The organism is Paenibacillus sp. ov031 (assembly GCF_900143165.1).
Taxonomy (GTDB): domain Bacteria; phylum Bacillota; class Bacilli; order Paenibacillales; family Paenibacillaceae; genus Paenibacillus; species Paenibacillus marchantiae.
In genome coordinates this window covers 975,725-993,272 of the sequence record NZ_FRDO01000001.1, presented here as the reverse complement: position 1 = coordinate 993,272, position 17,548 = coordinate 975,725, and the positions used below count along the sequence as shown (strand labels likewise).

Annotated in this window: 15 protein-coding genes; all 15 read right to left on the bottom strand. The window is 44.7% G+C overall.

The window, feature by feature from the left end:
* Positions 1-31: 31 nt before the first annotated feature.
* The 15 genes from BUA17_RS04340 to BUA17_RS04270 all read right to left on the bottom strand — a co-directional run bounded on the left by BUA17_RS04340 (position 32) and on the right by BUA17_RS04270 (position 17,545).
* A complete protein-coding gene (locus BUA17_RS04340) occupies positions 32-1,186 on the bottom strand; it encodes a glycosyltransferase family 2 protein (protein WP_072732715.1) in 1,155 nt (384 codons plus the stop codon).
* A gap of 353 nt (positions 1,187-1,539) precedes the next feature.
* Positions 1,540-2,106: a TetR/AcrR family transcriptional regulator gene (locus tag BUA17_RS04335; protein WP_072732714.1), complete on the bottom strand. Its 567-nt coding sequence runs from the start codon at positions 2,104-2,106 to the stop codon at positions 1,540-1,542.
* 225 nt (positions 2,107-2,331) lie between these two features.
* Complete coding sequence (locus BUA17_RS04330; protein WP_072732713.1) at positions 2,332-3,810, bottom strand: Lsa family ABC-F type ribosomal protection protein; 1,479 nt, start codon at positions 3,808-3,810, stop codon at positions 2,332-2,334.
* Between the two features lie 541 nt (positions 3,811-4,351).
* Complete coding sequence (locus BUA17_RS04325) at positions 4,352-6,052, bottom strand: NAD-dependent malic enzyme (RefSeq protein ID WP_072732712.1); 1,701 nt, start codon at positions 6,050-6,052, stop codon at positions 4,352-4,354.
* Between the two features lie 284 nt (positions 6,053-6,336).
* Positions 6,337-6,732 (bottom strand): VOC family protein, encoded by a 396-nt coding sequence (locus tag BUA17_RS04320; RefSeq protein WP_072732711.1) that lies wholly within the window; start codon positions 6,730-6,732, stop codon positions 6,337-6,339.
* A 156-nt stretch (positions 6,733-6,888) separates the two neighbouring features.
* Positions 6,889-7,272 (bottom strand): hypothetical protein, encoded by a 384-nt coding sequence (locus BUA17_RS04315; RefSeq protein WP_072732710.1) that lies wholly within the window; start codon positions 7,270-7,272, stop codon positions 6,889-6,891.
* Between the two features lie 194 nt (positions 7,273-7,466).
* Positions 7,467-8,072, bottom strand: a complete 606-nt coding sequence (locus BUA17_RS04310) for a pentapeptide repeat-containing protein (RefSeq protein WP_063565203.1) — start codon at positions 8,070-8,072, stop codon at positions 7,467-7,469.
* A gap of 189 nt (positions 8,073-8,261) precedes the next feature.
* Entirely contained in the window at positions 8,262-8,618 is a 357-nt protein-coding gene (locus BUA17_RS04305) for a hypothetical protein (RefSeq protein ID WP_072732709.1), read from the bottom strand.
* Complete coding sequence (locus BUA17_RS04300; RefSeq protein ID WP_072733474.1) at positions 8,599-10,656, bottom strand: alpha/beta hydrolase family protein; 2,058 nt, start codon at positions 10,654-10,656, stop codon at positions 8,599-8,601. The genes BUA17_RS04305 and BUA17_RS04300 overlap by 20 nt, the downstream gene beginning before the upstream one ends.
* A 26-nt stretch (positions 10,657-10,682) precedes the next feature.
* Positions 10,683-11,612: an ABC transporter permease gene (locus tag BUA17_RS04295; protein ID WP_063565205.1), complete on the bottom strand. Its 930-nt coding sequence runs from the start codon at positions 11,610-11,612 to the stop codon at positions 10,683-10,685.
* 15 nt (positions 11,613-11,627) lie between these two features.
* A complete protein-coding gene (locus BUA17_RS04290) occupies positions 11,628-12,545 on the bottom strand; it encodes an ABC transporter permease (RefSeq protein WP_063565206.1) in 918 nt (305 codons plus the stop codon).
* Positions 12,546-12,644: 99 nt separating this feature from the next.
* Complete coding sequence (locus BUA17_RS04285) at positions 12,645-14,204, bottom strand: ABC transporter substrate-binding protein (RefSeq protein ID WP_072732708.1); 1,560 nt, start codon at positions 14,202-14,204, stop codon at positions 12,645-12,647.
* 14 nt (positions 14,205-14,218) lie between these two features.
* On the bottom strand, positions 14,219-15,412 hold the full coding sequence (locus tag BUA17_RS04280; protein WP_063565208.1) for a M20 metallopeptidase family protein: 1,194 nt from the start codon (positions 15,410-15,412) through the stop codon (positions 14,219-14,221).
* Positions 15,412-16,161 (bottom strand): FadR/GntR family transcriptional regulator, encoded by a 750-nt coding sequence (locus BUA17_RS04275; protein WP_063565209.1) that lies wholly within the window; start codon positions 16,159-16,161, stop codon positions 15,412-15,414. The genes BUA17_RS04280 and BUA17_RS04275 overlap by 1 nt, the downstream gene beginning before the upstream one ends.
* A 286-nt stretch (positions 16,162-16,447) precedes the next feature.
* Positions 16,448-17,545: a Gfo/Idh/MocA family protein gene (locus BUA17_RS04270; protein WP_072732707.1), complete on the bottom strand. Its 1,098-nt coding sequence runs from the start codon at positions 17,543-17,545 to the stop codon at positions 16,448-16,450.
* Positions 17,546-17,548 lie beyond the last annotated feature (3 nt).

The window sequence follows — 17,548 nt, the reverse complement described above, 5'->3', positions numbered from 1 at the left end:
TTGGTTCCTCCCTGTTTACTTGGTTTATGAGTTAGCGAACTTTGGAGCCTGGCCAGCAGCCATCATATATGCGATCCATGGTGATGACATTGCCATACAGATCAATAATCAGATCTTTAGCCCGATGAGCATGTCTCATCTCGATCCAGTAACGGTTTTCCAGCAACCGGGCGAAATTGTCCACCAGAAACAATAATCGGTTCTCGCTATGAATCAGCTCCTTACCCAGAACCTGCGGCAGCCAGATCGCTCCATTAGAGTTAAAACGATTCGAATAGTCACGTACCTCAGCAACAGGTGCAATGTCAGCTTCCTCCAGCTTGGTCCAGAACGTATCCGCGTCACTGCGAACTTCTGCAAGATCAATGCCAACGATCGGCAGATGTTGATATTCACTCTGGCTATCCAGCTGTTCTTTCAGATGACCGAATACGAATGGCCAAACATCGGCCTCAATTTCCCCACCCCACTTTTTCCAGAAACGTGCCAGATTGTTTTTCCGGTTAAAGTTGCGATGAATGCCACTGCTCCGTTCCCAGTGATAGGCGAGAATATTCGGATTAATGACCGTATCATATCCGGCTGCCCGTGCTCGCATCTGATAATCAAAATCCTCATATCCGTTAAAGAACTTCTCATCCAGCTCGCCTACCGTTTCATACACTTCTCTCTTCATGCCGAACATGGCGAATACAACAAGCTGAACTGAAAATGTTTCCTTCGGAATGTCTTCAGGCGAAGCGTTCAGAAATAAGTGGCGACCAATTGTATCGGCAAATGCAATACCACAATGCTGCACACCTCCCGTTTGCGGATAGAGCAGAACACCGCCAATCATACCGATCGTAATGTCGCTGTCCATCGTCTCTTTCATCATTGATTGCCAGTTCGGTTGAAGAATTGTATCGGAATCCAGGAAGAAAATATAATCTCCCTCTGCTCGCCGAAGTGCGCTATTGATTGATACAGCGCAACCGAGTGGAAAATCATGTTGAAGAATTTCAATCGTTACACCTTCTTTAACCTCTTGTTTCAGTTTCTCCAAATGCTGTAAGACAGCAGAACCGGAACCATCGTTGATAAAAATGATTTGAGTGGACGGGCTTACTGTCCGTAGCAATGAGTCCGTGAAAAGGTTCAAAATGTTATAGTCCTGGTTAACTGGCACAATAATGGTGTAAAGCATGGAATCCCTCCTGTTGGATATGATGGAATGAGTGCTAAAGCGAGTTGAAACGTTATCGAGTTCAGCGCAGATTATCGACCTCCTTGTCGCAAATTCACTGTCTTAATTTGGTAATGATTTGAATCTACTAGAAATTTATATCATTTTTTGTAAGTTTGAAATCTTAAATTCTGAACTCTGTTAAAATATGAATATGTACCGAAAAGAAAATATGCACCTTTCAATTAGCGCCCATAGCTAGCTCTCCACGCAAAAAAACACCTCCACAGTGAGTCTCGTATCCAATGACACGACTGACTCCACAATGGGGTGTTATATTGCATTATTGTATGTGGTTATAAGGTAGAGACTACTTATTTGGCCCTAAAGCCATGATAGAACGTATCCACAACCAGAGAAGCTGCTGATTTACGCGCAATATCACCACTTACAACCTGCTGCCACGTCAGAAACAGGATAGAATACAGCACATCTACAATCCAGTTTTTATTGACATCCTGGCGAAAATAATTCTTTTGCTGCAACAAGCTGACCGCATGCAGTATAGGCTCTCTCAGCTTCAAATCTGCTCCCTCAATCTCAGGATTATAGTGTATAGCTGCATCATGGGTAAGGAAAAATATTTTATCTCCTAACGGAATAAGCACTTCAATCAGCTGTGGAATATATGTTTCACAGTTTTCCTCATCCAGCTGAATGTTTTGCATGGCCTCACTGACCACCTCAATCGCACGCAAGCCCAGATAAACCATTAATTGTTCGCGACTCTCCACGTAACGATGAAGGGTCGCAATGCCGATTTTTGCAGAGTCTGCGATATCATTCATGGATGCATTGGGCTTTTCAATCAGCAGTTTGGTTGCTTCGTCCAGGATGGAATTAAGTCTCGTTTGCTTCATCGATGTCATTTCTTTTTTCAACGGGTTTACACCTCTTGGGGAGTTTATTCTATAAATTGATTCAATGAACCATCATTTGATTGGAATGTGACTTTAAAATTATAGCATAGTTGCTCATAATTCCGATGTCTGAACACGTAACAAGCATCACCTATGATTGGTTATGTATTGCAAAGATAGATGTGATGATTAAAAGCCGCCAAGCGGCGGCTCTTAGAATTTATATCTTTTTTCTTTCCCTGTTGCTTATAGCTCGATAATTCTTGTTGCAATATTTGCGCAAAAATCACTGTCATGCTCTACAAACAGAAGGGTTGGGGAGTACTCCAGCAGCAAGTCTTCAATTTGCATGCGAGAGATGACATCTACAAAATTGAGAGGTTCATCCCAAATGTGCAAATGAGCTTGCTCACTGAGACTTTTAGCAATCAGCACTTTCTTTTTTTGGCCAGCGCTATACGTTGAGATATTCTTCTCCAATTGCAACCTAGAAAAATCCAGCTTTCTTAGGATGGATTTAAACAGGCTTTCATCGATTCTCTGCGTGACAGCATAGTCAGATAAATGGCCGCCGAGATTCGACGTGTCCTGCGACACATACGAGATTTTAAGCTGGTGATCCTTTCGAAAATAACCTGTATAAGGGATATTCTCATCACAAATCAGTTTAAGGATGCTTGATTTCCCCGATCCGTTTTTACCATAAAGCGCAATACGATCCCCTTGTTCAACTGTGAAATTCACGTCCTTACATACCATATTGGAGCCGTATGCAATCGACACATGTTCCAATTCGACAAGTTCTTTTTTGTGAAAATCCAGTTGATGAATCTGTAGACGTTCTGCACTCTCAATATTTTTCAGAAGTTTGGACTTCTCATGAATGGCGGATTGCTGTCTCTGCTCAATATTTTTGGAACGTTTCATCATTTTGGCAGCCTTGTGTCCAATATAGCCTTTATCCACCTTAGAACCGGAATTTCTCGTACCATTTTTGGTTCTTTCCACTTCATGCGACCATCCACCCGTCCGTTTGGCAGAATCGGATAAACGCTTGATGTCCTTTATTAATTTTTCATTATTTGCAAGTTCAAACTGATCTTGCCTTTGTTTATTTTCCCACCAAGCGGAGAAGTTCCCTTTCTGAATCTCGATGTTATTTTTATTAATGGACAGGATGTGGTCTACGCTGTTATCCAAAAAGGATCGATCATGTGACACCAGAATAAATCCACTTTTGCTGCGAAGATAATTACTAACGAGTTTTCTGGCATGAATATCGAGATGATTGGTAGGTTCATCAATGAGCAAAAATCGATTATCCTTCAGAAACAAGGCAGCCAGCATCACCTTCGTTTGTTCTCCGTTAGACAAGGAATCGAAAGGCCGATACAGGATATCTTCCGAAACTTTTAACTGGTTAAGCTCACGCACAAGCTGCCATTGTAAATATTCAGGATAGACATCTTCAATGATATCGAGGGTCATAGCTCCTTTATTCTCAACCTGAAAAGGAAAGTACTCAAAGCTGACATTCGCAGAAATAGTTCCGCTGTATTCATATTTACCAAGCAGCAGTTGGAGGAATGTCGTTTTACCTCTGCCGTTCCTTCCGGTAAAGCCCAATTTCCAATCCGAGTCCAGCTGAAAACTCACATTTTCAAATATATTATCGTAACTGCCATCATAGGCAAAGGTTAGGTTGGTAACGTTGATTAAAGACATAAAGATCATCCTTTTTATGTGAAATATAAAAGTTAACCGACGGGGTATTTACCACGACATGGTCCCTCACTTTATATTTGAACATAATCAGAATTTCAGTCCGCCCTTGAATGAATGACATATCCCTCGTGTCAGAATGATTAGAATATCATCAAATGAAAAAACGCAAAAAAGCCCCATTCACCGGTGCTTTTTTGCGTTACATCAACCTGACTATACGTTAAAGAGACTTGGCGTTCAAAAATTTAACGCCAAGATAATCTATGCATAGGAGGATAAAGTGCCGGATTCTGATTAGTTATGTTGTGAACCATGTCAGTGTTCATGTTCGTTGACAGGTTCACATAAACATCTACAACCTCTAATTCAGTCATCGCTCTATCCCCCTTTAAAAGCTCAATAATTTAATACCAGAAACTTAACATGGAATACAACCACGGGTCAAGGCGAGAAATCATGTCGATCCCTTTTAAACTCCACCTTACACCCGACCCTCATGGATTTATAGTCACCATGCGCTGTATTCAATTTATTTCAATTATTAAACGGCCGCATACAGCGGTTTGTACACCGGATGCCACATGGCAGCTTTTACCGCCTCTTCAACGTCTTTCAGCTCTACACGCGCAACGCCATCTTCCACTGCCGCCTTAGCGACCGCCACTGCAACTTTGTACGAAACAGCATGTAGTTCTTTCACTCTTGGCAGAAGTGGAGCACCTGGTGCAGAGGAATCTACCGAATTAGCTACGGCCACTGCAGCTGCGGTGAACATATTTTTAGTGAATTTAGATGCTTTTGCAACAATCGCTCCCAGACCCAAACCAGGGAACACAAAAGCATTATTCGATTGACCAATTTCATATAAAGTGTCATTAAACATGACAGATTCAAATGGACTGCCTGTTGCAATCAATGCTTTGCCATCCGTCCACTCAATCAGACTTCTTGGTGCTGCTTCGGCAAGTGAGGTCGGGTTGGACATTGGCATAATGATTGGACGTTCCACATGCTTCGCCATTTCTTTAATAACTTGTTCATTAAAGGCACCTGTCACACCAGAAGTGCCGATCAGAATCGTTGGTTTGATCTGTTTCACAGCTTCCAGCAAACTGACCTGTCCCTGCTCATTCAATGCCCAATCTTTCACTTCCGCAGCTTTACGCACATATGGTTTCTGGAATTCAAATAGACCTTCCGTCTCATCGGTAAGGATTCCACGGTAATCGAAAGCCCAGAACCGGTTCTCCGCTTCCTCCCTCTCAAGCCCTTCTTCCATCATGGCGTCAAGAATCTGATCCGCGTTACCAATACCAGCGGCCCCTGGTCCAAATACAAGGATACGATGCTCACGAAGAGGCACACCCGTCACTTGAACTCCGGACATAATCGCCGCAAGTGTAACCGCACCCGTTCCCTGAATATCATCATTAAACGTAAGCAGTTCTTCCCCGTATTTCTGTATAATATTTCTGGCATTCACGCTGCCCAAGTCTTCCCAGTGAAGCAGGATATCCGGGAACCACTTTGTTGTTTCTTTCACAAAAGCTTCGATAAATTGATCATATTTTTCCCCGCGAATACGTTCATGACGGTTACCCACATACAATGGATCATTCAGTAATTTGGGATTATTGGTTCCAACGTCCAGCACAACAGGCAATACGCGGCTTGGGTCAACGCCTACGGCTGCTGTGTATACCGCGAGTTTACCAATGGCAATTTTAATGCCGCCAACGCCCCAGTCTCCGATGCCCAGAATACTTTCCGAGTCGGTCACCACAATCAAATCCACATCTCCAGCTTGTAATCCACTGTTGCGGAAAGCTTCCTCCAGCCCGTCCATATCATTAATGGATAAATATAGACCACCCGGTCTGTGGTACTGATGGCTGTATTCCTGGATAGCTTGTCCGACCGTAGGTGTATACACAATCGGCAGCATTTCACTAAGGTGATCCTTCATTAGACGGTAGAATAGTACAATATTTCGGTTGAACAAATCACTAAGCATGATGCTTTTTCGCAAATTATCCGATTCATTCTGCAATTGCTGATATACTCGACTCACTTGTTCTTCAATATTTAAAACCATCGGTGGCAAGATGCCATTCAGGTTGAGCTCTCTTCTTTCTTCTTCGTTAAAGGCAGTACCCTTGTTCAACATGGGATTGGACAGAACATCCTTACCTTTCAAAGAGGTTTTTAAGTTTCCATTGGAATCCACAAAAAATGAGTTCATTTACTAATTGCCTTCTTTCATGATGTCTCTTGACGTTACGTCTTTTTAATGTATTTTTAACACTTAATAACTTTTGGTTAGTTATGGTTCTTCCGATGACAATTATAAAATATTTTCTATGGTATGTAAACGAACTCATGAAACTTTCATGAATGAAATTCAATTTCATTTCGATAAATAAAATTTATCACTTTGTCATTTTTCAACAAATTCATTTTATAATCAGATTATCGTAGAATACAAAAAAAAGCCACGAAATTTCGTGGCTTCAATGGAATTCATTTTTATAGTTTTCCAAATGATGGACGAGGTCCTTTGGTTGGATCTTCCCCTTCGATGAGACAGTATGCTTCAAGTGTGATTCCACCTGGCGCCTGAAGATAAAAGGTGTAGGAACCATGAACAATAGCCGGGCTTTCTACCTGAATTCCATCGTTCTTGAGACGTTGGTTCAAGTTATCCACCTCTTCCTTACTGTCTTGTGGGAACCCTACATGGAAAGTTTCTGGATATTTGATATCCTTGCCATACATTAAGTTTAATAAAAATCCATCGTCGTCGGTCATAGCCGCAAATGATTTACCTGCATTGACGTAACAGGTTAATCCAAAATATGTTTCGAGAAAATGTTGAACCTCAATAACGTCAGTTACCGTTAAGTTTAAGTGATTAATTTTCATATGAACTGCCTCGATTCTTCTATCAATTTATCTCGAAAATAAAGTATCTAGATTATCAAGATAAATTGATTCTAAATCAATTCATATCTCTAGTCAATGTAGAACCTGAACCATTTTATGTAATATGTCCCCCCTTGCTGCGTTCAACAGTCAAATTCACGGAACATAGGCATCCTCTACCTCAACCTTTCGTTCATTTCCGTTTACAATGTATCTTACGTGAATGACATTTCCTTTCTGAAATTGGGGAATATGTGTAACCGGGATATATGTCTCTACAATCGTGGGAAAGGTACGGCCGTCAACTTGGGTTACGGTCAAATCCAGTCGCACTCCCGGCCTTCCATCCATACTGGATGAAGTTTGTGTAATATCATGAATAACCGCCTCTGCGGGTATTCCCTCCGTTAAAATGCTTTTTCGAAAATGCTGTTTGTGTTTATTGTTACGAAGCAGTTTAAATATCATAACCATAGTGATTGTGCCTGTTATAATCCCAAAACCAATAACAGCAACAATAGTAATTAATGCAGTCGTCATAATGGCCTCCTTTTATTTGAAACTTATGTTTACTATTCCTTGGTTATATCTCTTATTCCTTCAAAATTTGTTTTAAATGGAAATCATTCATGCCAAAAAAGCCACCTTTTTGGTGGCTTCATACAGTTTATGACGTTTTTAAAGTTTTGAATTTTCTATATTACTAGCAGGAACTGTAGCAGTATATGTTCAAATTAATCTACTTTCGCACCATAAGATCGTACAAACAGAACGGCTTGTTCGCGATCCAAACGTACGCCTTTAATATCCAATGATTTCAGATCGATTCCTTCCAGATTAGCGCCTCTAAGATCGGCCCCTTGCAGCTTGGCTCTGCTTAAAACTGCTCTTGTGAGATCACAGTCTCTCAGATCCGCCTTGGTAAAATCCGTGTCCGTAAAGTCGGCTTCAAAGAAACGAATTCCTCGCAAATCCTGTTTGCCCAACCGGGTATGTCTCAGATTCGTATAAGACCAATCACCCTGACTTAGTGTAATACCATCCATTTGTGCACCGGAAAAGTCCGATCCCGTCATCTTGCAGGAGGTGAATTTGGAAGCAAATAGATTAGCACCACCAAATAAGCAGTTTTCAAACGCCGATTCTCTATGGATGGAGCCATTCATGGAAGCACCTTTAAAGTCACATTCGATAAAACGGCAGTTGCTTGTCTCGATTTCTTCCATCGAAGCGTTCATAAAGGTACACTGTTTGAAAACACAGCTGATTAGTTCTCCATAACGCAAGTCGCGTCCTTCAAAATGTACAGCTTCATATTCCTGATCCTTATATTGATACATCACGTACACCCCATCTTGTATGATTATCATGTGTTCACCATTAAAAGAGCTTTTTATAATATACCATACGGATGTCAAGTACCTGCTTAAACGTCTGCAAAAGTCAAGTCACTTTTTTATAGAAAACGGAGCTGCTTCAAATAAAAAAACCGCGAAAATCGCGGCTTTTGGCTCCATAAATGTGTTTAGCTAGTACTTTAATCGGATATGAACAGGGATACTTAACGATGTGTCTCTGTCCTTGTCTCTCTGGTCTTTACCTTGTTCTTCTTGCACAATCCACTGTCTGCCAACTAACAATTGCAGCAACTCGGTCTCTTGCAAGGTCAAATGAATATCTTTCAGTGTCAGATCTTCCTGGATATAATCCTGATCTGCCTTGAGATCCATCGTTGGTTCCTTGATCTTGGATAACAACGAAGAGAACTCTTTTCTCTGTAAACGATCAATGATTAATTCGCTCGGTTCACCGCTCGTCAGAACATTTTCGACTAGCAGAGCTACAGGAATGGATAACTGAACACGGTCATGCTCCGCCCTCTCCATCTTTGAGATATTGATTAAACCAGGCATTGACCTGTTCAAAGCTATCCACGCGAAGCCAGGGTTTTCCGCTTTTGAGCAAAGTGTGATTGGAGCCTGGATATCGAATCAGTTTGGTCGTTTTTCCATATCGTTTTAACGTAGAATATAACTCCTCCGCCTGTGCGATCGGTGTACGATAATCCTGCTCTCCATGCATAATCAGAAGTGGCGTTTCAATCTTGTGCGCATGAGCAAGGGGAGAACGGGCCCATAACATGTCTGCATGTTCTGTCGGATTGCCGCCAATTACCCCCTCCACATAGGAGATTCCAATATCACTGGTTCCATACAGGGACAACCAATTGGATATACAACGCTGCGTTACTGCTGCCTTAAATCGATGGGTATGAGCTACGATCCAGTTAGTCATGACGCCTCCGTAACTGCCTCCACCAATACCAAGACGTGTTTCATCCAGAAAATCATATGTTGCCAGTGCATAGTCCACCGCCTCAAGCAGATCACGACAGTCTCCCCCGGCAAAATCTCCTCGGCAAGCTCTGGCGAATTCCTGCCCGTATCCCATACTTCCCCGGGGATTTACCCATAGAACGGCATATCCCTGTGCAGCAAGTGTCTGCATTTCGTGGCTGAAGATGCCTGTATACATGGCGTGCGGTCCACCATGAATCTGTAATATCATCGGCACTTTCGTGTCCGATTTCTGCATAACCGGCTTCATCAACCAACCTTGAATGGGCCATCCGTCCGACGATGTAAACTCGACACGCTCAGGTACATTGACTTCCAAACCTGCCAAAAATTCATCGTTTCGCCGGGTGAGTCTGAACATATCACCACTGTTAACATCCACACGGTACAATTCTCCAGGGTGATCCTCAGTTAATACGCCAATGACCAGCGTCTTACCATCAGGTGACAGGGTATATTGGTATACATCCTTCTCCCCGCTTCCTGTCACGGCTTGGCAATACCCATCCTCGGTGATTTGATACACGTCCACATTTCCACCCTGTGTACCCAGTACATATGCCTTACGTTGCGCATGATGGTCATCCATCAGTGGCGACGGAGATGGGCTTGCCGATTTCATGTCTCCAAGTGCTGCGTTCCCCAACTGCATATCAACATCAGGTGCCAGCTGCTTTGGAATACCTCCACTACTCGACACTTCATATAGTCTGTTGTGACTGCCACTTCCGTACTCTCGGTCGCTGGCGATCAGAATCAGTTGCTCTCCATCGGGTGAATATGCGAACTGGCTCACCTGAAGACTGGAATCCGTTACTCTGCGCTGCTCACCGCTTGCCAGATTCACGGTATGTACATCCGCAAAGTACAACAGATCGGCATCCAGCCCCTCATCCTGTACCTGCTTGGAAATAAAGGAAATAGCCTGACCGTCTGGCGACCATACCGGAGCAGCAACATTCCATGATCCGGTTGTTACCTGTGTAATGGTTCCATTTCCGATCTCATATACAAACAGATGGCTATACAGACCATCCCACCAGCCGGAGCCTTCTGCCTTGGGTGTCGTGCGCTCAAAGACCTTGCCTCTCAGGGGAGTTACTTTAACTTTAGGTGATTCGTTTGTCTTTGATGGTTTTTCTGTCTTTGATGTTTTGTCAGTTATCGCTTCATCTTTGCCTTCCACAACTTTGCTTGTAAATGCAATATATTGCCCATCCGGGGACCAGACAAATTGTAAAAGCTTGCGCTCAGGCGAGATGAGATTTATAGCCTTTGTATCACCTGACGCAAGGGTCCATAACCCTTTACCCCCACTTTCCAATCGTAAAAAAGCGAGCTGTGTTCCATCTGGTGACCAAGAAGGAGATGAATCCTTTACGCCGTCTGTAAGCGGCTTGTCCCCACTACCATCAAGTGAAACGCCACGAATTTGCGTAATATATTCATTTTTCTGCTGATCAATCGTCTGTTCAACGTATGCCACCTGACCATCTTGATTGATTACAGGCTGGCTAACCCAGCGGTAATGAACTAAGTCCTCTGGCAAGATCGGTTTTTTATTCATGTCCATGGCTCCCTTCTCCGTTCCTCTTATTTCTTGTTTGTATCCGTACGTGGATCAAGTACATCGCGCAGCCAATCTCCCAGGAAAATGACACCAAGAACCGTCAGCGTAATTGCTAGTCCAGGGAAAGTTGCCACCCACCAGCTTGTTGCAACATATTGTCTTCCATCACTGAGCATGCCTCCCCAGGAAATGTCAGGTGGTTTAATGCCCAGGCCCAGGAAACTGAGCGAAGCTTCCATAATAATCGTGGTCCCAACATTCATACCGCAGATCACGATAAAGGAAGATAAAATATTCGGCAGAATGTGTTTTAGAATCAATCTCCCATTCTTGGCACCGATTGATCTGGCAGCGTGTACAAAGTCCCGTTCCTTGATACTCAACACTTCACTGCGGACCACACGGGTGAAAGGCACCCAGTTCGTCACACCGATAACCAAAATCAGCGTCGTAATCCCTGGCCCTACAATAGCCATCACAACGAGCATAAACAGAATCGTAGGGATAGCCATGAATGCATCACCCACACGCATAATAACCGCATCCAGCCATTTTCCGTAAAATCCGGACAAGAGACCAAGAATAGCACCAATGATTCCGGACACGATGACTGCTCCCATACCTACAATTAATGAAACCCGCGCACCATATACGATTCGGCTCCACATGTCCCTGCCCAGATTATCCGTACCCAGCCAGTATTCAGCCGTTCCCCCATCAAGCCAAGCTGGCGGTTTAAGACGATTGAGAGGATTCACTGCACCAGGATCATGACTCGTTAACAGAGGTGCACATATGGCGATTAACACAACCAACAATACGAGCACAGCGCCAAATATTCCGGTCTTGCTGATGATCAGTTGTCTCCAGATATAGCGAAGTCCTGTTGGTGTACGTACATTCTCTTGTTCCTGTTCTGCACCCGGCATTGGCATTTCATTGCTGCCTGTCATCGATTGCACCTCCTTCTAATCGTATTTAATGCGTGGATCAAGCAGCCGGTAGGCCACATCTGTCAAAATATTGGTTACAACGACGATAAACGCAATGACAAAAACGGCGGCCTGTACAATCGCCATGTCATGGGTGTTGACTGCAACAACCAGCAACTGACCTAGCCCGGGCCAGGAGAATACCGTCTCCGTAATCAATGTTCCACCAATTAAGCTTGTGAACTGCAAACTCATAATCGTCACGACCGGAATCAATCCGTTGCGAAACGCATGTTTGCCAATCACGACCATCCGGCCAAGCCCTTTGCTCCGTGCTGTACGGATGTAATCCTGACTCAGAATTTCCAGCATGCTGGAGCGAATCAGACGAGTCATTTGTGCAGCAAGCCCTACCCCTAGCGTAAAGGCTGGCAATATCAGATGTGATACTCCGCCGCGGCCGGATACAGGTAAAACTCCCCACATCACGGAAAATAACAAAATGAGCATGATACCCATCCAAAAGTTTGGCATAGCTTTACCAATGACCGATATCCCGGAGATGATCAGATCGGTAAATGTATTACGTTTGACTGCTGAGGCAACTCCAAGCGGTACAGCCATAACAATGGCAAAAAACATCGCTGCAACAGCCAGTTCAAAGCTGGCCGGCAATCGTTCCAGTACAAGCTGTAAAGCCGGTTCTCCATAACGGAAGGATTGACCAAAGTCTCCCTGCAAGGCGCTGCCAAGGAACTTCATATACTGCGTGTATAACGGCTGGTCCAGTCCGAGTGCCTGCGTTAATACAGCGCGGTCTTCTGCAGTAGCTGTTTCGGGCAGCATCAGAGCTACCGGATCACCCGTGACGCGGACCAATATAAATACGATTAACGAAACAATGAACAGAACCGGTATAACCTGCAGTAGTGACTTCAGTACATATTTGCCCATTTCTCTGTCCACCTCCTTTTAAAAAAGAACGACAGGAACGTGGTGCAGTCCCTGCCGTTCTCGGCTTATCGTTGTCATAACAGGTTGTTCTGTCTGAAGTTACTGTGCAGGTGTAATCTCGTCAGCATAGAACATTTCATCACTACGCGGCTTGAAGTTCACACGGCTATCGGTACCATAAACCCCTTCCATCTGGTACAGATACACAGCTGGGCGATCTTCAGCAAGAATTTGCTGTACTTGCTGGTACTCTTTCTCCCTGGTAGCCGGGTCCATGTTGATAAGCGCAGACTGGAGCAATTTCTCCACTTCCGGATTGTTATAGTCCGACTCACCTTTGGCCTCTTCCAACATGTAACGATTGTAGTTATTTGAAGCATCAAAGAGGGAATTACCAATTCCGATCATGAAGATTTCCTTGAATGACTTGGAACTGTAACGTTCACTGAAAGCACTTGGTTCCAGCACGTCCAGGTTAATTTTGAAGCCCACTTGCTCCAGCATCGCTGCCACGACTTCGGCAGGCTCTTTGTATTGAGAGGATACCGAGATGGTCATCTCCGCTTCACCTTCTGCATAACCTGCTTCCTGCAACAGTTGCTTCGCCTTCTCTTGATCATAAAGCGATGTTTTGTACAACGAAGGATCTGCCCCAAAGTTGCCAGGCGTTACGGATGTGCGAGTCACAATACCTGCACCTCCGGCAATGCTGTCTACAATGCCCTGCTTGTCAATCGCCAGATCAATGGCCTCCCGAACCTTCGGATCAGCTGTGACGCTGCCCTCTGTTTGGCGGAAAATCAACTGAAGTACACGCTGAATCGGTGCTTTGACGATCTTTTTGTCTGCTTCGCCTTCAATGCGAGCAATATCTGTCGACGGTATGGATGCTGCGATATCAACACCACCAGCCAGCAGTTCCGATACACGTGTGGAAGCTTCCGGGATGACACGGAATACAACCTCATTCCATTTCGGTTCAGCATCGAAGTAATTTTCATTTTTCACCAGTTCAACGCGATCATCTTTTGTCCATTTGCTGAATTTGTATGGACCTGTGCCAACCGGTTGTTTCAGGAATTTATCGAACCCATTGTCCTTAATATATTTTGCTGGCAAGATGCCTGCCCCCATTTTGGACAGACGGTTAAGCAGCAACGGATCTGGTCCGTCTGTAATAATATCTACCGTATGTTCATCGACCGCTTTCACTTCAACAATGTTTTTGAAGTAGCTGTTTTGTTTCAGTGTGCTGTCTTTAGCTACGCGCTCCAGTGTATACTTCACATCTGCTGATGTGAATGGATCACCGTTATGGAAGGTCACGCCTTCACGGAGCTTAAAGCGCCATGTGGTGTCATTCACTTGCTCCCATGAAGTCGCGAGACCTGGAACCTTCTTCTGTTCACTATCATTTTTGATCAGATAATCAAATACGTTGACCAGTACCGCTTCACTGGATGTATTATTGTTGTTGTGCGGGTCAAAGCTCTCAATATCCGTAGCAGCTGCGATTGTAAGTGTAGTGCTGGCAGCAGTACCGCTGCCAGATTCACTGGATGCCGAATTGCTATCCGTACTCTTACCACCGCAAGCGCTCAGTACCAGTACTACAGCCAATAAAGTGATCCACATGCTAGTCCATTGTCTTTTTTTCATTTCCCATGCTCCCCCTAAGAAGTTGTGTGTCTTGCCAAATATTCAAGCGCTACGGCGGACAGCATGCCTACACCATAAGGCATGACCGTCTCATCCAGATCGAACATCGGATGGTGAAGCGGGTAACGGGTTCGCTCTTCCTCGTTCCCTGAACCCAATCGGAAGAAAACACCCGGAATCTGTTCACAATAGAATGCGAAATCTTCGCCACCCGTAGATGGCGGAATACTACTCCATCCCTTCGCCCATTCGAGTCCATCAACGGTCTCCGCAAGCAGGTCAACCATACCCAGATCGTTAACCACAACGGGGTAGCCATCACCATAGATGACCTCGTGACCCGCCCCGAACGAACTGCACACACCACTTACGACCTGTTCAATCAAGGCTGGCATGCGTTCACGAATGGCTGGGGAGAGTGTACGAACCGTGCCGATCATCTCAACCTCCGGTGCAATGGCGGTTCCCATGTAGCCTCCAGTTATTTTACCGATCGTTACCACAACCGGCTCCAGCGGGTCTACCATACGACTAGCCAGGTTCTGTAGTGCAGTGATGACCTGAGCAGATACGGCAATGGCATCGATACCTTCATGCGGCCTCGCAGCATGTCCACCCTTGCCAAGTACCCGAATCACCAGACGGTCTGCCGAGGCAAACGCCACACCTTTGCTTACCCCGACGGTACCCGTATCTTGTCCCGGAGTCATATGCAATCCTGCAATCGCGTCCACTTTCGGATTCTCAAGTACTCCATCCTGAATCATGGCACGTGCACCTGCCAATCCTTCCTCCGCAGGCTGAAACACAAATTTGATGTTACCCGCTTTCGGTCGGCCGAGGCTCGTTAGCAGCTCCGCCGCTCCCATCAGAATGGTTGTATGTGCATCATGCCCGCACAGATGCGCCTTGCCTTCTACTTGCGAACTGTACTCAGCCGACTTCTGATCTTGTATAGGCAATGCGTCCATATCTGCCCGAAGTGCAAAAGTGGGGCCCTCTGTCTCTCCTCTCAACAAGCCTACAACTCCGGTTTTTCCGACATTACGCGTCACTTCAAGACCCAGACTTTCCAAGTGTTTGGCTACGATCTCTGACGTTCTGAATTCTTCATAGCCGATTTCCGGATGGCGATGGAAATCTCTCCGCCAGGCAATGAGTTGGGGCTGCAATGCTTGTGCACGTTGATATAGTTGTGATTGGTCCATTAGTTCTCATTCCCTTCTTTGTCATCCGATTCTGATACCAGTCGGGCATAGATCGCATCAGCCGAGAATTCGATGTGTCTTTTCATGGTCTCCCGGGACTTGATGCTGTCATGTGCTTTCAGTGCTGCAAGAATCTCCATATGTATCCCATGATTGACGGAGCGGATTCGGTCATCATATGGCATTAGGTCCAATGCCGGATTAATTTTTGTTCGGATCTGTCTCACGGCCGCCTCGCAGTATGGATTCCCGGATGCCTTGGCAATGGTTAGATGGAACTTCACATCCAGAGCCCGAAACCATTCCCTTGTACAATGAGGTTCAATGCTTTGCTCCATATAAGCTTCCAGCAGCTCCAGCTCGCCTGCGGTAATCCGCTCAGCAGCCAGAAAAGCCGCTTCCGGCTCAATAATGGTCCGGTATTCAAACACTTTCAGCATCTGTTCCCAATCCCGTTTAATTTCTTCTCTTGTGCGTTTATGAGAATTGGCTGTCAGAGGCAAGACAAACGTTCCACCCTTAGCCCCCACGCGCTTCTCTATCAGACCTTTGTCTTCCAACGTAGATAACGCCTCACGTACCGTAATGCGACTTGCATTAAAAATCTCGGCCAGTTCTCGTTCCGAAGGAAGCTGTTCTTCACTCATTAATTCTTTGAGTATGATGGCTTCTTCCAGTTGTTCTCTAATAAATTCACTGACCTTTTTGGTAGATACTTTTTCAAAACGAAATGAAAACGTACTGGACATGCAAACACTCCGATCTGTAAATGGTCTAGACCTTATACCATTAATATAATTCCGACTAAACAGATATGCAATACTTTTTTTTGAATATATTTAAAAATAGTTTTCAACTCGACCCGTTTTCCAAATAAAAAAAGATGCATCTGCATTAGACAGAAACATCTTTTTAATTTGGATTATTCTCTCTATATACGTACAGAAGTAAGGCACGGTATAGACAAATGGATAGCGTATAAAAGAACAAAAACCTTTATCCTCCTGATGAGGATAAAGGTTTTTGGAATGTATTTTAGGCTTGATTGGATTCGTTCATGTAAACGGCTTTACCTGTACGAGCGGACTCATAGAGTGCCTCCAGGATCTGTGAAACCACCAAAGCCTGTTTAGGAGTTACAACCGGCTCCAGATCTTTATCGATCGCTTCAATCCATTTTCTCATCTCTACATCCGGTGCACTTTCACTCTTTCCATCGTAGAAAGCGACCCCGCCTGCACTCAGTTCAATTTCGTTGGTGTACAAACGGCTGAATTTCTCGCCATTGATGCGCAGGCCATTCTTCATATCTGCACCCGCTTCGCTTCCGCTCAAGCTGCATTTCGCTTCATCCACGTCCAGTGAATTGAGCGCCCAGCTAGATTCCAGCATAATTGTCGCGCCATTCTCCATTACGATCATACCGAAAGCGGAATCTTCAACCGAGAATTTTTCCGGGTCCCATGGGCCCCATGCATTCGCTGCATTTTCTCTTTGTGAAAGCTCGTGATACGTTGTGCCCAGAACAACCTTCGGTTGATAGTTATCCATCATCCACAGCGTCAGGTCAAGTGCATGTGTACCGATGTCAATCAACGGTCCGCCGCCTTGTTTTTCCTCATCAAGGAAAACACCCCAAGTTGGTACTGCTCTTCTTCTGATCGCATGTGCTTTGGCAAAGTAAATCGAACCCAGTTCACCAGCTTCACACAGCTGCTTCAGGTACAAGCTGTCTTCTCTGAAACGGTTATTGTATCCGATGGTCAGTTTTTTACCCGTACGTTCGGCTGCTTCAAGCATTTTTTGCGCTTCAGCAGATGTCTTGGCCATTGGTTTTTCACACATCACATGTTTTCCGGATTCCAGTGCGGCGATAGAAATCTCTGCGTGAGAGATATTTGGCGTAAGAACATGAACAATATCAATCGTTTCATCCTGAAGTAATTCTTGATAATCCGTGTATACCTGTGCTTCGGAACTACCATACTTTTCTTTGGCTTCTTCTGCACGTTCCTGAACGATATCACAGAAAGCAACCAGTTCTACATTATCAAGCTTGCTCAAACTTGGCAGATGTTTGCCGTTTGCAATCCCGCCACAGCCAATAATCCCTACACGATACGTTTTACTCATATC

Bases quoted from the DNA above. Each gene is read 5' to 3' on its own strand.
- BUA17_RS04340 (WP_072732715.1), bottom strand. From the start codon at position 1,186: ATGCTTTACACCATTATTGTGCCAGTTAACCAGGACTATAACATTTTG.
- BUA17_RS04330 (WP_072732713.1), bottom strand. From the start codon at position 3,810: ATGTCTTTAATCAACGTTACCAACCTAACCTTTGCCTATGATGGCAGT.
- BUA17_RS04325 (WP_072732712.1), bottom strand. From the start codon at position 6,052: ATGAACTCATTTTTTGTGGATTCCAATGGAAACTTAAAAACCTCTTTG.
- BUA17_RS04320 (WP_072732711.1), bottom strand. From the start codon at position 6,732: ATGAAAATTAATCACTTAAACTTAACGGTAACTGACGTTATTGAGGTT.
- BUA17_RS04315 (WP_072732710.1), bottom strand. From the start codon at position 7,272: ATGACGACTGCATTAATTACTATTGTTGCTGTTATTGGTTTTGGGATT.
- BUA17_RS04310 (WP_063565203.1), bottom strand. From the start codon at position 8,072: ATGTATCAATATAAGGATCAGGAATATGAAGCTGTACATTTTGAAGGA.
- BUA17_RS04305 (WP_072732709.1), bottom strand. From the start codon at position 8,618: ATGGAGAGGGCGGAGCATGACCGTGTTCAGTTATCCATTCCTGTAGCT.
- BUA17_RS04300 (WP_072733474.1), bottom strand. From the start codon at position 10,656: ATGAATAAAAAACCGATCTTGCCAGAGGACTTAGTTCATTACCGCTGG.
- BUA17_RS04295 (WP_063565205.1), bottom strand. From the start codon at position 11,612: ATGACAGGCAGCAATGAAATGCCAATGCCGGGTGCAGAACAGGAACAA.
- BUA17_RS04290 (WP_063565206.1), bottom strand. From the start codon at position 12,545: ATGGGCAAATATGTACTGAAGTCACTACTGCAGGTTATACCGGTTCTG.
- BUA17_RS04285 (WP_072732708.1), bottom strand. From the start codon at position 14,204: ATGAAAAAAAGACAATGGACTAGCATGTGGATCACTTTATTGGCTGTA.
- BUA17_RS04280 (WP_063565208.1), bottom strand. From the start codon at position 15,412: ATGGACCAATCACAACTATATCAACGTGCACAAGCATTGCAGCCCCAA.
- BUA17_RS04275 (WP_063565209.1), bottom strand. From the start codon at position 16,161: ATGTCCAGTACGTTTTCATTTCGTTTTGAAAAAGTATCTACCAAAAAG.
- BUA17_RS04270 (WP_072732707.1), bottom strand. From the start codon at position 17,545: ATGAGTAAAACGTATCGTGTAGGGATTATTGGCTGTGGCGGGATTGCA.